Raw genomic sequence first — 16872 nt, forward strand, 5'->3', positions numbered from 1 at the left:
TCTTTATCCTGAATGTTTATGATAAAAAAAAGATATGTACTTAAATGTCGCTAAAGAAAGGGTGAAAATCATGACAAAACCAGTTGTTGCCATAGTCGGTCGCCCTAATGTAGGTAAATCAACTATTTTCAACCGAATAGTCGGCGAGAGGATTTCCATCGTCGAAGATATTCCAGGAGTTACGAGAGACCGTATTTATAGCAGTGCAGAATGGCTTACTCATGAATTTAATATTATTGATACAGGAGGCATCGAAATAAGCGATGCGCCTTTTATGGAACAAATCAGGCATCAAGCGGAAATTGCTATTGATGAAGCGGACGTCATCATCTTTTTAGTCAATGGCCGTGAAGGTGTCACCTCTGCGGATGAAGAGGTTGCAAAAATTCTTTATAAAACAAAAAAACCGGTTGTCTTAGCCGTGAATAAAATAGACAACCCTGATATGAAAGAAATGATTTATGATTTTTATGCATTGGGATTTGGCGAACCATATCCAATCTCGGGGTCACATGGCTTAGGCCTGGGAGATTTGCTGGATGAAGCCGCTAAATTCTTCCCAAGTGATGAAGGGGACCAATATGGCGAAAACGTTATAAAGTTTAGTTTGATTGGCCGACCTAATGTAGGGAAATCCTCTTTATTCAATGCACTCATTGGCGAAGACCGTGTCATTGTGAGTGATATCGAAGGAACGACAAGGGATGCGATAGACTCTGTCTTTACTTTTGATGAACAAGAATATGTTGTAATTGATACAGCTGGAATGAGAAAAAAAGGGAAGGTGTATGAAAGCACTGAAAAATACAGTGTGCTTCGTGCATTGCGGGCTATAGAAAGATCTGATGTCGTCCTTGTTGTCCTGAATGGGGAAGAAGGGATCCGCGAACAGGACAAGCGGATCGCTGGATATGCCCATGAATCTGGCAGAGCGGTAATCATCGTTGTGAATAAATGGGATGCCGTTGAAAAAGATGAAAAGACTATGAAACTTTTCGAGCAGAATATCAGGGAACATTTCCAATTCTTGAGCTATGCTCCAGTAGTTTTCTTATCAGCTAAAACGAAGAAAAGGGTTCATACACTTATGCCGATGATTGATATGGCAAGCGAAAATCATTCTTTACGCGTTCAATCCAGCATTCTGAATGAGGTCATCATGGATGCTATCGCAACGAACCCGACGCCGACAGATAAAGGCAAGCGTTTAAGAGTTTATTATGCGACCCAAGTGGCTGTTAAACCGCCGACTTTTGTGGTCTTTGTCAACGAACCGGAACTGATGCATTTCTCCTATCAGAGATTTTTAGAAAATAGGATCAGGGAAGCCTTTGGTTTTGAAGGTACGCCTATCCGGATTATTTCAAGATCCAGGAATTAATAAAAAGTAGGTGAAGATGGTGAAGCACTCAGAAAAAATTGCTGTCCTCGGTGCAGGAAGCTGGGGGACGGCCCTTGCAATGGTACTTGCTGATAATGGACATGATGTCCGTCTTTGGGGACATAATGCCGATCATATTCAGAGAATCAATGAAGAGAAGAAAAATGAAAAATATCTTCCAGGCATTCTACTGCCGGACGGCATTCAAGGGTATAGCCAATTGGAAGAGTCCCTTGATTCTGTAAAAACCATCATCCTGGCTGTGCCGACAAAAGCCATCCGGGAAGTATTGAATAAGATCAAAGGATTTGCACATTCACCTTTTACAATTGTGCATGTGAGTAAAGGGATTGAGCCTGATACCCATTTGAGGATTTCTGAGATGATTGAGGATGAAATGCCTGAATCGCTTGTTGAGGACATCGTTGTTTTATCAGGTCCAAGCCATGCAGAAGAGGTGAGTCTCAGACACCCGACGACAGTGACCGTGTCTTCCCTTAATATGGAAGCTGCCAAAAGAGTCCAGGATCTTTTCATGAATCAAAATTTCCGGGTCTACACCAATACTGATATCATTGGAGTTGAAATCGGAGGAGCGTTGAAGAATATCATTGCTCTTGCTGCGGGTATTGCGGATGGTCTTGGCTATGGAGATAATGCAAAAGCAGCTTTGATTACAAGGGGATTGGCTGAAATTGCCCGCCTTGGCACTAAGATGGGGGCAAATCCATTGACGTTCTCAGGACTAGCGGGAATTGGTGATTTAATTGTCACATGTACAAGCGTCCATTCCAGAAACTGGCGTGCTGGGAACATGCTTGGAAAAGGAATGAAGCTGGATGATGTCCTGTCAAGTATGGGAATGGTGGTAGAAGGCGTCAGAACGACGAAGGCTGCTTATCAGCTTTCTAAAAAATATGATGTGAATATGCCGATTACAGATGCCTTATACAACATTTTAGTCAACGAAGTAAACCCTAAAGATGCTGTCGACCGCTTGATGGCAAGGGGAAAAACGAATGAAATGGACGATTTAGTCAATATTTTAGGCGAAAGATTATTCGAAGAATAGGCATTTATTGATGCATGCTGAATGTTTCAGCATAGGATATAGATGAAGAATAAACGCTTTAAAGCCGGGGATGGCGCATCGTCAGTAAAACTGAGGCAGGAAACACCTGCTTCAGTTTTTCTTTGTCCAATTTTTTTGTGAAAACGATTACGATTTAAATAAATATACATAATTCCCATGGATTTCATGTGGTATAATTACTACCGGTTATTAGTTATGCTATTTTTGTATACATTATTGTTAAAATCTTAATGCCGATTTTAACGTAAAAATAGCTGTTTGGCGCGTTGAAATAGAGTGTCCAGGCTCTTTTTAGATGAAATTTTCTACTTAGATTACATAAGCTATTCTATTTGAATGTCTAAAGCAGCAAACTATGTGAAAAGAGCCTTTGTTAAAGGAGGGGTGGACATGTCTCCTGGTATGTTGAAAATGTGGATATCCTTTGCTTCTATGGGTCTGATGATTTTATCGATACTGACGATTTATTTAAGCAGATATAAAATAAAAATGAAACCAGTGAAATTTATCATAGCCTTTTTTGCATACATATTTTTAATTTTAAGCGGACTTTTGATGGTCTATGTCGTATTTTCAAGTCCAAATAGCTAGCTGCCACAGCAAAAATGAAAGGAGAAAGATACTTTGAAAGCCTTTTTTAAAGCATCCTTTCTGATGATGCTCATTTTTTCACTAAGTGGATGCATGTATCCACAGGATGAATTGGCTCAAAATAAGATCCCATATAAAGAACAGATCCAATCGGTGCAGTCTGCTGTTGATCAATTTAAAGCAGCAAACGGTGGAATCCTGCCTATTAAAACACGGGATCAAAAAACGCCAATATTCGAAAAATATCCAATTGATTTTCAGCGGATAACTCCTAAATATATGGCTGAACCGCCTGGTAATGCATTCGAAAGCGGCGGGATCTTTCAATATGTCCTGGTAGACGTTGAAAAAAATCCAACCGTAAAAATCTTTGATTTGAGAATGGCTGATAAAATCCGGGATATGAAAATCAGGATGCAAGCCCTTGACTATCCTCCTTTTAAGTCGGAATTGGCTGATAATGTGTATTCCATTGACTATAAAAGGATTGGGTATAAGGAAGAACCTTATGCAGTCTCTCCCTATTCACAAAAAAATTTATCATTTGTTCTGAACGGGGCAGGAGACGTATTTGTCGACTATCGAAGCGACCTTTACGAAGCATTAAAAAAGCATAAGAAAACCGAATTCAAACCAGGAGATGATATCAGGTCAATTCTGGTTGAGGACTCTGACTTTGTGCCGGCATATTCAATGCCGTATACAGTAGATCAAAATAATGAGCCTGTTTTCATGACAAAATAGGCATAACCCTTCTTCAGCACAATATATTGTTGAAGAAGGGTCTTTTTTTATTCTTTTCTTTTGGAATGTATCAATGATTTATCAATTTTAAGGGGGAAAAAGAAAATTTTAGTCATAACAGAATAGGACAACATCATAAATATATAGTGTCTACTAATAGTTACGGATGAAATATCCCGGAACTCATTGAATGGGAGGGAATCTCTTGGAAAAGGTCGATATTTTCAAGGATATTGCCGAAAGAACCGGCGGTGATATTTATTTAGGTGTAGTAGGGGCGGTTCGAACAGGTAAATCAACATTCATAAAAAAATTCATGGAGCTTGTCGTTCTTCCTAATATTTCAAATGAAGGGGAGCGTGCTCGAGCACAGGATGAGCTTCCTCAAAGTGCAGCAGGAAAAACCATTATGACAACAGAACCAAAGTTTGTTCCAAATCAGGCCATTTCAGTCCATGTCGATGAAGGCCTTGAAGTGAATATCCGCCTTGTGGACTGTGTAGGCTATACAGTTCCAGGGGCAAAAGGCTATGAAGATGAGAATGGACCAAGAATGATCCATACTCCATGGTATGAAGAACCGATTCCGTTCCATGAGGCTGCCGAAATCGGTACAAGGAAGGTCATTCAAGAACACTCAACGATAGGTGTAGTCATTACAACTGATGGCACGATCGGTGAAATTCCCCGCTATGATTATGTAGAAGCGGAGGAGAGAGTGATTGAGGAGTTGAAGGAAGTCGGCAAGCCGTTCATTATGGTCATCAACTCCGCAAGACCGCATCATCCTGAAACTGATGCTTTGAGAAGCAAATTAGCAGAGAAATATGATATCCCGGTTGTTGCCATGTCAGTGGAAAGCATGCGTGAGAATGATGTAATGAATGTCCTTAGGGAAGCTTTGTTTGAATTCCCTGTATTAGAAGTCAATGTCAATCTTCCGAGCTGGGTCATGGTGCTCAATGAAAATCATTGGCTGCGTGAAAATTACCAAGAAGCGGTGAAGGAAACAGTTAAAGACATCAAGCGTTTGAGAGATGTCGACCGCGTGGTTCAATACTTCAGTGATTTCGAATTTATCGACCGGGCAGGATTGGCGGGAATCGATATGGGGCAGGGTGTCGCAGAAATCGATTTATATGCCCCGGATGAACTGTATGACGAGGTCCTTAAGGAAATTGTAGGGGTTGAAATTCGAGGCAAGGACCACCTGCTGGAATTGATGCAGGACTTTGCTCATGCCAAAGCAGAGTATGATCAAGTTGCGGATGCATTAAGGATGGTGAAGCAAACAGGCTACGGCATTGCAGCCCCATCCCTGGCCGATATGAGCCTGGATGAACCAGAAATCATTCGTCAAGGGGCTAGATTTGGTGTAAGGCTGAAAGCGGTGGCACCTTCCATTCATATGATTAAAGTCGATGTCGAGTCTGAATTTGCTCCGATCATCGGGACTGAGAAGCAGAGTGAAGAACTGGTCCGCTATTTAATGCAGGATTTTGAGGATGATCCACTTTCTATCTGGAGTTCCGATATTTTCGGAAGAAGCCTCAGCTCCATTGTCAGAGAAGGAATTCAAGCGAAGCTTTCATTGATGCCTGAGAATGCAAGATATAAATTAAAAGAAACTCTTGAACGGATCATCAATGAAGGTTCAGGCGGTTTAATCGCCATTATCCTATAAGTTATAACTGCCGAGCACCCAATTGGATGCTCGGCTTTATTTTTGTGGAGAGATGGAATCTATTATTTTGGATATTTTTTTAAAAAATACATACAATTTTCTACATTCCAGGTGTGAAGGTGTACAAATTGGATGTGCCTGAACTGAAAAATTGTTCCTGAAGAGAGACGGAAAGGGAAAATAGCAAGAGGATCAAGGTGATTATGAGCTCTCCCTAGTGTCTATGCGCGAAAAAATCCAAGCTATGCGCCACGCTTTATGCTGTATGCGCGAGAAAACCCTGCTATGCGCCGGACGAAGTGGTTTATGCGCTAAAACTAAATTTATATGCACCAATGGGCATCTGGAGACATATCTGCCGACTGCCGGCCATTCAAAATGGCCAGTTTCTCTGGAGGGAGCTAGAAGCCAAAGCGCGATTACTGGGAAAATTAGAGATAAGCAAACATAATTCGTCAAAATCCAGAGCGTGACAGCCATCCAGAAGAGGCAGAGCATCAAAAAACACTCTGCCTTTTAAGTCTATTTTTAGGAGAAAAAAGGAATATCTTATTACATTTATGTTTCAAAAAAGAAAAGATTCCCATTATTTATCGAATTATTCTTGCTAAGGCAAATTTATTATGATAATCTTTTAACAGAATTGTTGTTGATGCCTTATACATCCACGATTCATGCGGTTTTTACACATTTTGATGTATAGAAATCGTCAATTATGTTTACAAATGTAATTAATAAGGAAAACAACTGTAAGAACATAATTTGGGAGGAGGTGAATGGCATGAACAAGACAGAATTAATCAATGCTGTTGCAGAAGCAACTGAGCTTTCTAAAAAGGACGCTACTAAAGCAGTTGATGCTGTTTTCGAATCTATTCAAGATGCTTTAGCAAAAGGTGATAAAGTACAACTTATTGGTTTCGGAAACTTCGAAGTACGTGAGCGCGCGGCTCGTAAAGGACGCAACCCACAAACTGGTGAAGAAATCGAAATCGCAGCAAGCAAAGTACCTGCTTTCAAACCAGGTAAAGCGCTTAAAGAAGCTGTTAAGTAAGTACATATGCGAATATGCATAGTGAAGAGGGTAGCCATTACGGCTGCCCTCTTTTCAATTTACGGGTACACTCTATGATAGAACACTCTCCTTTGCTGTAGAGGGGTGGTTGTGCTAATATAAAACATGTTATCAACATAATGGAATCACTAGAAGTGTAGGAGGAAGAAGCATCATGGGAGAAGTGAACCGCGCACAGATTGAAGAGGCCGTGCGTTTGATATTAGAGGCCATTGGGGAAGATCCAAATCGTGAAGGGCTATTGGACACGCCGAAACGAGTTGCGAAAATGTATGAAGAAGTATTCAGCGGACTGAATAAGGATCCTAAAGAATATTTTGAAACGGTATTTGGGGAGGACCACGAAGAATTGGTTCTTGTAAAGGACATCCCATTTTACTCAATGTGTGAACATCATCTTGTTCCTTTTTACGGAAAGGCGCATGTTGCATATATTCCGAAAAACGGAAAAGTTACTGGATTAAGCAAGCTCGCACGTGCTGTGGAAACTGTTGCAAGAAGACCTCAGCTGCAAGAAAGGATAACTTCAACAGTAGCAGAGGCCATCATGGAAAAGCTGGAGCCGCATGGAGCTATGGTAGTGGTGGAAGCTGAGCATATGTGCATGACGATGAGAGGTGTACAAAAACCAGGCTCAAGCACCGTTACGACTGCAGTGAGGGGATCATTCGCAGAAGATCGTACTGCAAGGGCTGAAGTCCTGTCATTGATTCATAAATCTTAATACATGAAATTAAGAAGCTGACTCAAAAATAACTGTAAGCAGCCTCCTGACAAGCTAGTTGAAGAGTTTGGGATATTGCTGCAGGATTGGGTTGGCTCTTATTCTTATTGAAGGGATGATTGAAAGATGAAGAATGCCAATAACCAGAGCGACTATGTTGTGATAAAAGCATTGGAAGATGGAGTAAGCGTGATTGGATTGACGAGAGGAACGGATACGCGCTTTCATCACTCCGAAAAGCTCGATAAGGGTGAAGTCATGATAGCTCAATTCACTGAACATACATCAGCCATCAAAATCCGCGGCAATGCGAAGATCATAACGAATGTCGGGGAAGTCGACAGTGAATGAATTCCTGTACATTTCTTAAAAAATAGCGGATATTCGCTAGTTGCTCCTTTTTTATGATATAATCATCAATGGCTTATACACTTGGTCTGCTGGTTATTTAAGACTTTTAAATTTTCTGGCATACTACTACATAATCGTTTTATTCGTATACTAAAAGATATTTTTCTGCAGAGAAATGGGGATACAGGGTTATGAATTTGCAACAAAGCATGCAGCAGGTTGCTGTGATAAAAGAAAAGATCCAACAAAAATTGACACATTCCTACCTTCAGCAATTTATAGTAGATCCGGTCATCGATGAAGACCGCATCCTATTTTTTCTTTCAAGCATCCAAGACGGAGAGCTGGGAACTGATGAAGTGGAAAAATATGTGACAACAGCCATGCTTGTTCAAATTGCCCTTGATACCCATGAAAGAATAAATAATCATGAGGAAGACCGATTGAAGGAGCGTCAACTTACTGTTCTTGCAGGAGACTACTTCAGCGGGTTGTATTACAAGCTGTTGGCTGACCTCGAAAACGTCACATTAGTCAGAACCCTTGCCCAAGGGATCAAGCTTGTGAATGAACATAAGATTGCGATTTATGAAAAAGAAAGTCAAAACATAGAAGCATTCATGGCGAGTCTGAAGAAAGTGGAAATATCCATTTTTGAAAAGTTCTGCACTTATTTCAATGAAAATGAGAAAGTGATTGCACGCCTCGGGGAACAGTTTCTCTTTTTAAAGAGATTGGTCGAGGAAAAGGAACAATTCATTCAAAAGGGAACAAGCGTCTTGTTTGAAGGACTGAAAAAATTCTCTTTTGCAAAAGTCGAACTAAATCAAGAGCTTTCTCCAGATCAGAACAGGATGCTGCTTAGAATTTGCGAGAAATACATTGAGCATACAAAAGAATTAATAGATCAATTGGTCCATAAGTTCCCTGTTCCTAATGAATTTCTCCTCGAAAGAATCAACCAGATCACTAATCGCCGTTCAGCGATTTCGAAACTTTATGCAGAGGAAGGATAAGTTATGCAATCTAAGGAACAGAGAGTCCATAAAGTCTTTGAAAAAATTTCGGATAATTATGACCAAATGAATTCAGTCATCAGTTTTCAGCAGCATAAACGGTGGCGCAAAGATACGATGAAGGAAATGGATGTTAAAAAAGGGTCTGCTGCACTTGATGTGTGCTGTGGAACAGCTGATTGGACCATAGCGCTTTCTGATGCAGTCGGAAAAGACGGCAGGGTTGTGGGACTCGACTTCAGTAAAAATATGCTTCAAATAGGCAAAGAAAAAGTAAAGGACATCCCCCAAATTGAACTTATCCATGGAAATGCGATGGAACTCCCATTTGATAATAATACTTTCGACTATGTTACGATCGGCTTCGGGTTAAGGAATGTACCGGATTATCTGCATGTTCTAAAAGAAATGAACAGGGTTTTGAAACCGGGCGGGATTGCCGTTTGTCTTGAAACTTCCCAGCCGACAATGCCTGTCTACCGACAACTATTTTATTTTTATTTTCGATTTATCATGCCGGTCTTCGGAAGAATGTTTGCTAAGAGCTACAATGAGTACTCCTGGCTGCAGGAATCTGCACGGGATTTTCCGGGGATGAAAGAATTGGCAAAGCTGTTTGAAAAAGCAGGATTTCGAAATGTGAAGTACAAGCCATATAGCGGCGGTGCTGCTGCAATGCATATGGGCTACAAAGATACGAATTCTTAAGCGGGTGGAAATGGTATGAAATTAAACATGATGTATTCGTTTTTAAAAGCGGATATCGATTTAATCGAAAAAGAGCTGGAAAAAGCAATTGAATCTCATTCTCCTTTACTGAGTGAGGCTTCCCTCCATTTGCTGCAGGCGGGCGGAAAACGCATCCGCCCTGTTTTCGTTCTGCTGGCTGCTAAATTCGGACGGTATGATATTCAAACGATTAAGAATGTCGCTGTGGCGCTTGAACTGATCCATATGGCTTCACTTGTTCATGATGATGTAATCGATGATGCCGAGTTGAGAAGGGGAAAACCCACCATTAAAGCGAAATGGGACAATCGCATTGCCATGTATACAGGGGATTATATCTTTGCCAAATCCCTTGAATATATGACGAACGTCGAGGCGGTTGAAGCACATAAGATTCTTGCGAATACAATTGTTGAAGTATGTATCGGGGAAATCGAACAAATCAAAGATAAATATAGATATAATCAAAACCTCCGGGATTATTTCCGCAGGATCAAAAGAAAGACTGCACTATTGATAGCAGTCAGCTGCCAGCTTGGGGCCATAGCTTCTGGAGCAGAAGAGCCTATACATAAGAAACTGTTTTTATTTGGCTACTACGTGGGGATGTCTTTTCAAATCACCGATGATATCCTTGATTTCACCGCTACGGAAAAAGAATTGGGCAAACCTGCAGGAAGCGATCTCCTTCAGGGAAACATCACTCTTCCAGTCCTATTTGCTATGACTGATCAATCAGTGAAAGAAAAAATCATTCTAGTAAATGAAGAGACTACAAAGGAAGAGATGAACTCTTTGATTGAGCTTATCAAGCGGACAGGTGCTATTGAAGAGTCCCATAAAATCAGCCAGCGTTATCTCGATAAGGCTCTTGGCATCTTGGAAGGCCTTCCGAATGGACGGACAAAGAAGACGTTCAGAGATATTGCAAATTATATCGGTAAGCGAAAATATTAGAAAATTTAAAATGGAAACGTTGCCAAAACCACCAATCAGTGTTACTATTTTCGTGGGTTGTCCAAAACAGAATCACTTATACATACAATAGGAGTGGGTAATTGTGGAAAAAACTTTTTTAATGGTAAAACCTGATGGTGTGCAGCGTGGAGTAATCGGTGAGATCGTTGCTCGTTTTGAGAAAAAAGGTTTTCACCTTGCTGGTGCGAAACTAATGAGTATTTCTAAAGAACTTGCCGAGCAGCATTATGGTGAGCATAAAGAGCGCCCATTCTTTGGGGAATTAGTAGATTTCATTACTTCCGGACCAGTATTTGCAATGGTTTGGGAAGGGGAAAATGTCATTTCAACTGCTCGTCTTATGATGGGAGCTACAAACCCTAAAGAATCAGCTCCAGGAACAATCCGCGGTGATTTTGCTGTAACAGTCGGCAAAAATATCATCCATGGTTCAGATTCTCCTGAGAGTGCTGAAAGAGAAATTGGCTTATTCTTCAAGCAAGAAGAACTGGTTGAATATTCCAAGTTAATCTCTGAGTGGGTTTACTAATCCATAGTAAAAAAATTAAGAAGCTGTCTGAAAGTATTCACTTTTGGACAGCTTTTTGATTTTCCTGCCCCCATTTTCACATTTTTCGATATAATGGAAATATAAAAAGATACCTACATACCCGGGGGATAAGAGAATGGCTCATGATTACAATCAATTTGTACTAAATATCAAAAATAAATCCGGCATCGATCTTTCCTTATATAAGGAAGCACAAATGAAAAGAAGATTGACGTCATTATATGAAAGAAAGGGGTACTCCTCTTTTTTAAATTATTATGAAGCCATGCAGAAGGACGATCTTTTATTTAACGAATTTTTGGATCGGATGACGATCAATGTATCTGAATTTTACAGAAATGCAGCCAGGTGGTTTGTATTGGAGAATAAAATCATCCCGAGGCTCTTGTCAGAAAAAAACAGCCTTAAAATCTGGAGTGCAGCCTGTTCCACAGGAGAGGAACCGTATACGCTTGCCATGATCCTTTCTAAATTCATGCCGCTGTCCAAAGTATCCATTCTGGCTTCAGATATTGACAGGAATGCCATCCAGCGTGCCAAGATGGGAGTATATCCTGAGAGGTCATTGAATGAAGTGCCTTCAGATATGAAGAAGAAATTCTTTAATAAAGAAGGTTCCTTCTACAAAATCAGCGAGGACATCAAAAAAACGGTTGAATTTAAAAGTCATAACCTTCTGGCAGACCCATACCCTCAGCAAATGGACTTGATTGTATGCAGGAACGTACTGATTTATTTTACAGAGGAAGCAAAAAGTGAAATCTATCAGAACTTCAGTGCTTCATTAAGGCAAGGCGGCACCCTGTTTGTCGGAAGTACCGAACAAATATTCAATCCAGGCATTTTTAATTTCGCCATTGAAGATACTTTTTTCTATCAAAAACAATAGTAGGAGGGAAGGGCTGATACCTGTCGAGTTTCATTGGACAGGTGGATGACCTTTTTTCTTTTTGCATTAAATTTATCTCTGGTAGCAGACAATAATGTTATGTTATAGTGGAAAACATATATCCTTTAACGAGTTGAAGGGGGAAAGAATATGAGATATTTAACAGCAGGAGAGTCCCATGGACCAAAATTAACCACGATAATTGAAGGACTGCCCGCAGGTATGCCATTGACGGAGCAGGATATTAATAATGAATTGGCAAGAAGGCAGAAAGGATATGGAAGAGGCAGAAGGATGCAGATAGAAAAGGATCAGGCTGTCATTTCCAGCGGGGTCCGTCATGGGTATACTTTAGGTTCTCCCGTAACGCTTACGGTCGAAAACAAAGATTGGAAGCATTGGACAAAAATCATGGGAATCGAACCGATCAGTCATGATGAAGAGGAAGAAATCAAACGCAAGATTCAGCGGCCCCGTCCCGGTCATGCGGATCTAGTCGGTGGAATGAAATATGGCCACCGTGACTTAAGGAATGTATTAGAGCGTTCTTCCGCCAGGGAAACAACGGTAAGAGTGGCAGCAGGTGCGGTTGCAAAACAACTGCTTAAACACTTGGGAGTTGAAGTAGCATCTCATGTAGTGAAAATTGGAGGAGTCCAAGCTGCTCAAACATACCGGGCATCTATCCGTGAAATACAACAACGATCTGAAGCATCTGAAGTCCGGTGCCTGGATTCTGAAGCGGAATTAAAAATGATGGCAGCAATCGATGATGCAAAGAAAAACGGGGATTCCATCGGCGGGATTGTAGAAGTGATTGTGGATGGTATGCCATCAGGTGTAGGCAGCTACGTTCATTTCGATCGAAAGCTGGATGCAAAGCTTGCAAGGGCAATCGTCAGTATCAATGCGTTTAAGGGTGTTGAGTTTGGCCTAGGCTTCGAGATGGCAGACAAGCCGGGAAGCGAAGTCCATGATGAAATCACCTGGTCAGAAGAACAGGGGTATACAAGAAAAACGAATCGACTCGGCGGTTTCGAGGGCGGCATGTCTACTGGCATGCCTATCATTGTCAGGGGAGTCATGAAGCCGATACCAACATTATATAAACCATTGCAAAGCGTCGACATTGAAACAAAAGAACCGTTTACGGCGAGCATTGAACGTTCAGACAGCTGTGCGGTGCCGGCAGCTGCAGTCGTAGCTGAAGCAGCCGTTTCATGGGAACTCGCCTGTGCGATTGTCGATCAATTCTCAAGCGACCGCTTCGATGCCCTCGAGAAGGCCATTGAAGAGCATCGCAGTTATACAAAGGAGTATTAATCATGGAAGAAGTGATTATTACTGCCGGCAGTAAAAAGTATCCTGTCTATATTGGAGAAGGGATACGTGAAAATCTCTGGCAGTTGTTTCAAACGGACATTCCGGATGCAACAAAAATCATGCTCATAACAGATGGAAATGTTGCTGAACAATATATGGGGATAATGGAAGAATTGCTGGTGGAAGCACCCCAAGTCATTACTCACATTGTTCCCTCAGGTGAGCATTGCAAGAACCTTTCGATTTATGAAGGGTGCCTGACAAAAGCCCTTGAAAATGGACTTGACCGCAAGTCTGTCATTATCGCATTTGGAGGGGGAGCAGTAGGGGATTTAGCAGGATTCACTGCAGCTACTTATATGAGGGGAATCCGTTTCATTCAAGTCCCGACTACCATACTTGCCCATGATAGTGCTGTAGGAGGGAAGGTCGCAGTCAATCATCCCTTAGGAAAAAATATGATAGGGGCGTTCTATCATCCGGAATTTGTCCTTTACGACACGGAATGGTTTCATTCGCTCCCGGTGAGAGAATTGAAATCCGGTTTTGCAGAAGCGATCAAACATGCTTTGATTGCAGATCCAATCCTATTGGAAATGATGATGAGTGAAATTCATGCCATCGAAGATCTCCTTGAAAAGCCAGCACAGCTAACCTCGATTTTAAAAAGAGGGATTGAAATTAAAGCCTTTATTGTAAAAAAGGATGAAAAGGAGAAAGGGGAGAGAGCCTTTTTGAATTTTGGCCATACTCTCGGGCATGCCATTGAAGCGGAATGCGGATATGGAAATATTACCCATGGAGAAGCTGTTATGATCGGGATGATTTATGCTTTAAAACTTAGTATGAAGTACTCATCTCTTTCTTTTCCGATTGCATCATTCCTTCGTTGGATCCAATCCCTTGGATATTCAATAGAAATAGATGAAAAAGTCACTTTTGAACGCTTATGGGAATGGATGGCTAGAGATAAAAAATCATTAAACATGAGCCCGAATTTTGTATTGCTGAAGGAAGTAGGTTTACCGGTGCAAAGAAAAATGGAAAAGGCTGAATTAGCAGAAGCATACCATACATTATTTGAGGGTTGAATGAAGGTCATTGCGAAAGGAGAGGTATAGATGATTAGAGGGGTACGGGGAGCCACCACAGTTGAAAAAAATGAAGAAGAGCATATACTTGAATGTACAAGACATCTCTTGCTGAAAATGATAGAGGCAAATGATATAAAAGCAGAAATGGTAGCATCAGCCTTTATTTCCTCCACAAGAGATTTAACTGCTGCTTTCCCGGCAAAGGCGATTCGCGAGTCGGAGGATTGGCGCTACGTACCCGTCATGTGCGTACAAGAACTAGAGGTGGAAGGAAGCCTTAAAAAATGCATCAGGATTATGCTTCATTTAAATACAGCTAAGAAGCAATCGGATATCATTCATGTTTATTTAAATGGAGCACAAATCCTGCGGCCCGATTTGCCCAAAGCGGAAAATTAAAGAGACTGGCAGGGGGATGGAATAATGAAGTGGAAAACGGAAATTCTTAATTTGAAAGCTTATCAGCCTGGGAAATCAATTGATGAAGTAAAGAAAAAATATGGACTTGAGAAAATCACAAAATTAGCATCAAATGAGAATCCATTCGGCTGTTCGCCTGTTGTCGAGCAGATGCTCATGGAGTATAAGCCAGTAAGGGCCATTTATCCGGACGGATATGCAGCTTCGTTGAGGCAGACTGTGGCTGATCATCTCGATGTCTCGGAAAAGCAATTGATATTCGGGAATGGATCAGATGAAGTCATACAGATCATCTCCAGAGGATTATTGAAGCCTGGCGTCAATACGGTGATGCCTTCTCCTTCATTTCCGCAATACAGACATAATGCCATCATTGAAGGAGCTGAGGTACGGGAGATTGCTCTTATTAATGGGGAACATGACCTGGAAGGGATGCTTAATGCTATTGATGAAAATACTTCCGTTGTGTGGGTCTGCAGCCCGAACAATCCGACAGGCTGCTATATCAATCAATCATCCCTGCATCGCTTTTTGTCCCAAATCCCTGCAGATGTACTCGTTGTACTGGACGAAGCCTATTATGAATATGTAGTTTCTGAAGACTACTACGATGCTTTGTCATTGGTTAAGGAGTTTTCAAACCTCATTGTATTAAGAACCTTTTCAAAAGTTTATGGACTTGCCAGTTTCAGGGTGGGGTATGGTGTAGGAAACGAAAATATTATTCAAGCCTTAGAACCACTCCGTGAGCCATTCAATACGAATGTACTTGGCCAGGCTGCAGCTGCTGCAGCGCTCCAAGATCAAGAGTTCGTCGAGAATTGCAAGCGACATAACCGTAAAGGACTGGAACAATTTTATTCATTTTGTGATGAGGCAGGCTTAAACTATTTTCCATCCCAGGGGAACTTCGTTTTAATTGATTTTAATCGTGATGGGGATGAAGTATTCCATGGTTTATTAGCGGAAGGATATATAGTTAGATCAGGAAAGGCGCTCGGATTTCCGACCAGTGTCAGGGTGACAGTCGGTTCTGAAGAACAGAATATAGGTGTCATTGAGGCTATGAAGAAACTTTTAGCATCAAATTGACCTTATTACGTAAAGGCAGGGGAGAATCATGAAAGGGAATATCATCATTGCGGGACTTGGCCTTATTGGAGGCTCCCTTGCTTTGTGTTTGAAAAGAGAGCATCCTGAAGCTGTCATTTACGGGATTGATACAAATAAGGAACAAGCTCAACTTGCTAAGGCACTTCAGGTGGTTGATCATATTTGTGAAGACTTAGCAAAAGCAGCTCCTCTGGCAGACTTGATTATTCTGGCTGCTCCTGTCAGTCAGACGATCAAGCTGCTTTCTTTCCTTAAATCACTGTCACTAAAAAAAGATGTGATTATCACTGATACTGGAAGTACAAAGGAACAAATCATGCATCATGCCAAAAAGATGAATATGGAAGGCTCCTTCATCGGCGGCCACCCCATGGCAGGATCGCATAAAAGCGGGGTCGCTGCTGCGAAAGATATTCTATTTGAAAATGCTTTTTATTTATTGACTCCGTTTGAAGATAAAGCAAAAATCGATTCGCTTAAAAATTGGCTTAGAGGGACGAGAGCTCAATTTGTTGAGGTTTCTTCTGAAGAACATGATAAGATGACGGGAATCATCAGTCATTTTCCACATTTGATAGCTGCTTCCCTGGTGAAACAGGCAGATAGACATTCAGCATCACTCCCTTTGATATCAAGGCTTGCCGCTGGAGGGTTCAGGGACATTACTAGAATCGCTTCTTCAAGCCCTGAAATGTGGAAAGATATCACACTACATAATGATCAGAATTTAATCAATATGCTGGAAACTTGGAAGTCTGATATGGACCGCATTATTATGATGCTTAAAAATAATGATGAGGATGATATACTGGACTTTTTCCAAAGTGCGAAGGCTTACAGGGACCAGCTTCCGATGAAAGCAAAAGGTGCTATCCCTTCTTATTATGACCTCTACGTTGATGTACCGGATTATCCAGGGGTGATTTCAGAGGTAACGGGATTTTTAGCAGAGGATCGGATCAGTATCACCAATATTCGGATAATAGAAACCCGCGCGGACATATACGGAGTGCTCGTCATCAGTTTCCAAACGGAAGAAGACAGGGAGAAGGCAATAAATTGCCTTCAAAAACAAACGGATTACGATGTATTTATTCCATAGAATAGGAGGAAAGGA

18 protein-coding genes are annotated in these 16872 nt (G+C 41.3%); all 18 read left to right on the forward strand.

The window, feature by feature from the left end:
* Window positions 1-70 precede the first annotated feature (70 nt).
* The 18 genes from der (at window position 71) to DFR59_RS09110 (ending at window position 16857) form a co-directional block, all read left to right on the forward strand.
* Complete coding sequence (der, locus tag DFR59_RS09025) at window positions 71-1381, forward strand: ribosome biogenesis GTPase Der (RefSeq protein WP_114745306.1); 1311 nt, start codon at window positions 71-73, stop codon at window positions 1379-1381.
* 16 nt (window positions 1382-1397) lie between these two features.
* A complete protein-coding gene (locus tag DFR59_RS09030) occupies window positions 1398-2453 on the forward strand; it encodes an NAD(P)H-dependent glycerol-3-phosphate dehydrogenase (protein WP_114745307.1) in 1056 nt (351 codons plus the stop codon).
* A 411-nt stretch (window positions 2454-2864) separates the two neighbouring features.
* On the forward strand, window positions 2865-3065 hold the full coding sequence (locus DFR59_RS09035) for a DUF2768 domain-containing protein (RefSeq protein ID WP_114745308.1): 201 nt from the start codon (window positions 2865-2867) through the stop codon (window positions 3063-3065).
* 33 nt (window positions 3066-3098) lie between these two features.
* Complete coding sequence (locus tag DFR59_RS09040) at window positions 3099-3809, forward strand: hypothetical protein (protein ID WP_425454704.1); 711 nt, start codon at window positions 3099-3101, stop codon at window positions 3807-3809.
* A gap of 205 nt (window positions 3810-4014) precedes the next feature.
* Window positions 4015-5493, forward strand: coding sequence for a stage IV sporulation protein A (spoIVA, locus tag DFR59_RS09045; protein WP_114745309.1), 1479 nt, complete (start codon window positions 4015-4017; stop codon window positions 5491-5493).
* Between the two features lie 781 nt (window positions 5494-6274).
* Entirely contained in the window at window positions 6275-6547 is a 273-nt protein-coding gene (locus tag DFR59_RS09050) for an HU family DNA-binding protein (protein WP_121680748.1), read from the forward strand.
* Between the two features lie 175 nt (window positions 6548-6722).
* Window positions 6723-7292, forward strand: a complete 570-nt coding sequence (gene folE, locus DFR59_RS09055) for a GTP cyclohydrolase I FolE (RefSeq protein ID WP_114745311.1) — start codon at window positions 6723-6725, stop codon at window positions 7290-7292.
* 126 nt (window positions 7293-7418) lie between these two features.
* Entirely contained in the window at window positions 7419-7643 is a 225-nt protein-coding gene (mtrB, locus tag DFR59_RS09060) for a trp RNA-binding attenuation protein MtrB (RefSeq protein WP_114745312.1), read from the forward strand.
* Between the two features lie 191 nt (window positions 7644-7834).
* A complete protein-coding gene (locus DFR59_RS09065; RefSeq protein ID WP_245948426.1) occupies window positions 7835-8659 on the forward strand; it encodes a heptaprenyl diphosphate synthase component 1 in 825 nt (274 codons plus the stop codon).
* Window positions 8660-8662: 3 nt separating this feature from the next.
* Entirely contained in the window at window positions 8663-9367 is a 705-nt protein-coding gene (locus DFR59_RS09070; protein WP_114745313.1) for a demethylmenaquinone methyltransferase, read from the forward strand.
* A 15-nt stretch (window positions 9368-9382) separates the two neighbouring features.
* Window positions 9383-10345 (forward strand): heptaprenyl diphosphate synthase component II, encoded by a 963-nt coding sequence (hepT, locus tag DFR59_RS09075; protein ID WP_114745314.1) that lies wholly within the window; start codon window positions 9383-9385, stop codon window positions 10343-10345.
* A gap of 103 nt (window positions 10346-10448) precedes the next feature.
* Window positions 10449-10895 (forward strand): nucleoside-diphosphate kinase, encoded by a 447-nt coding sequence (gene ndk / locus DFR59_RS09080; protein ID WP_114745315.1) that lies wholly within the window; start codon window positions 10449-10451, stop codon window positions 10893-10895.
* Between the two features lie 136 nt (window positions 10896-11031).
* A complete protein-coding gene (locus DFR59_RS09085) occupies window positions 11032-11805 on the forward strand; it encodes a CheR family methyltransferase (protein ID WP_114745316.1) in 774 nt (257 codons plus the stop codon).
* A gap of 150 nt (window positions 11806-11955) precedes the next feature.
* On the forward strand, window positions 11956-13128 hold the full coding sequence (gene aroC / locus DFR59_RS09090; RefSeq protein ID WP_114745317.1) for a chorismate synthase: 1173 nt from the start codon (window positions 11956-11958) through the stop codon (window positions 13126-13128).
* Window positions 13129-13130: 2 nt separating this feature from the next.
* Window positions 13131-14219, forward strand: a complete 1089-nt coding sequence (gene aroB / locus DFR59_RS09095; protein ID WP_114745318.1) for a 3-dehydroquinate synthase — start codon at window positions 13131-13133, stop codon at window positions 14217-14219.
* 30 nt (window positions 14220-14249) lie between these two features.
* The gene (aroH, locus tag DFR59_RS09100) at window positions 14250-14621 is read left to right on the forward strand and encodes a chorismate mutase (protein WP_114745319.1); all 372 of its coding nucleotides are present in this window, start codon (window positions 14250-14252) and stop codon (window positions 14619-14621) included.
* A gap of 24 nt (window positions 14622-14645) precedes the next feature.
* On the forward strand, window positions 14646-15734 hold the full coding sequence (gene hisC / locus DFR59_RS09105) for a histidinol-phosphate transaminase (RefSeq protein WP_114745320.1): 1089 nt from the start codon (window positions 14646-14648) through the stop codon (window positions 15732-15734).
* Window positions 15735-15762: 28 nt separating this feature from the next.
* A complete protein-coding gene (locus tag DFR59_RS09110) occupies window positions 15763-16857 on the forward strand; it encodes a prephenate dehydrogenase (protein ID WP_114745321.1) in 1095 nt (364 codons plus the stop codon).
* Window positions 16858-16872 lie beyond the last annotated feature (15 nt).

It is taken from the genome of Falsibacillus pallidus, assembly GCF_003350505.1.
Lineage (GTDB): Bacteria > Bacillota > Bacilli > Bacillales > DSM-25281 > Falsibacillus > Falsibacillus pallidus.

Coding starts and splice junctions, on each gene's coding strand:
- DFR59_RS09110 (WP_114745321.1), top strand. CDS start 15,763: ATGAAAGGGAATATCATCATTGCGGGACTTGGCCTTATTGGAGGCTCC.
- DFR59_RS09065 (WP_245948426.1), top strand. CDS start 7,835: ATGAATTTGCAACAAAGCATGCAGCAGGTTGCTGTGATAAAAGAAAAG.
- hisC (WP_114745320.1), top strand. CDS start 14,646: ATGAAGTGGAAAACGGAAATTCTTAATTTGAAAGCTTATCAGCCTGGG.
- mtrB (WP_114745312.1), top strand. CDS start 7,419: ATGAAGAATGCCAATAACCAGAGCGACTATGTTGTGATAAAAGCATTG.
- der (WP_114745306.1), top strand. CDS start 71: ATGACAAAACCAGTTGTTGCCATAGTCGGTCGCCCTAATGTAGGTAAA.
- aroB (WP_114745318.1), top strand. CDS start 13,131: ATGGAAGAAGTGATTATTACTGCCGGCAGTAAAAAGTATCCTGTCTAT.
- aroC (WP_114745317.1), top strand. CDS start 11,956: ATGAGATATTTAACAGCAGGAGAGTCCCATGGACCAAAATTAACCACG.
- aroH (WP_114745319.1), top strand. CDS start 14,250: ATGATTAGAGGGGTACGGGGAGCCACCACAGTTGAAAAAAATGAAGAA.
- DFR59_RS09085 (WP_114745316.1), top strand. CDS start 11,032: ATGGCTCATGATTACAATCAATTTGTACTAAATATCAAAAATAAATCC.
- DFR59_RS09035 (WP_114745308.1), top strand. CDS start 2,865: ATGTCTCCTGGTATGTTGAAAATGTGGATATCCTTTGCTTCTATGGGT.
- hepT (WP_114745314.1), top strand. CDS start 9,383: ATGAAATTAAACATGATGTATTCGTTTTTAAAAGCGGATATCGATTTA.
- DFR59_RS09070 (WP_114745313.1), top strand. CDS start 8,663: ATGCAATCTAAGGAACAGAGAGTCCATAAAGTCTTTGAAAAAATTTCG.
- folE (WP_114745311.1), top strand. CDS start 6,723: ATGGGAGAAGTGAACCGCGCACAGATTGAAGAGGCCGTGCGTTTGATA.
- DFR59_RS09030 (WP_114745307.1), top strand. CDS start 1,398: ATGGTGAAGCACTCAGAAAAAATTGCTGTCCTCGGTGCAGGAAGCTGG.
- DFR59_RS09050 (WP_121680748.1), top strand. CDS start 6,275: ATGAACAAGACAGAATTAATCAATGCTGTTGCAGAAGCAACTGAGCTT.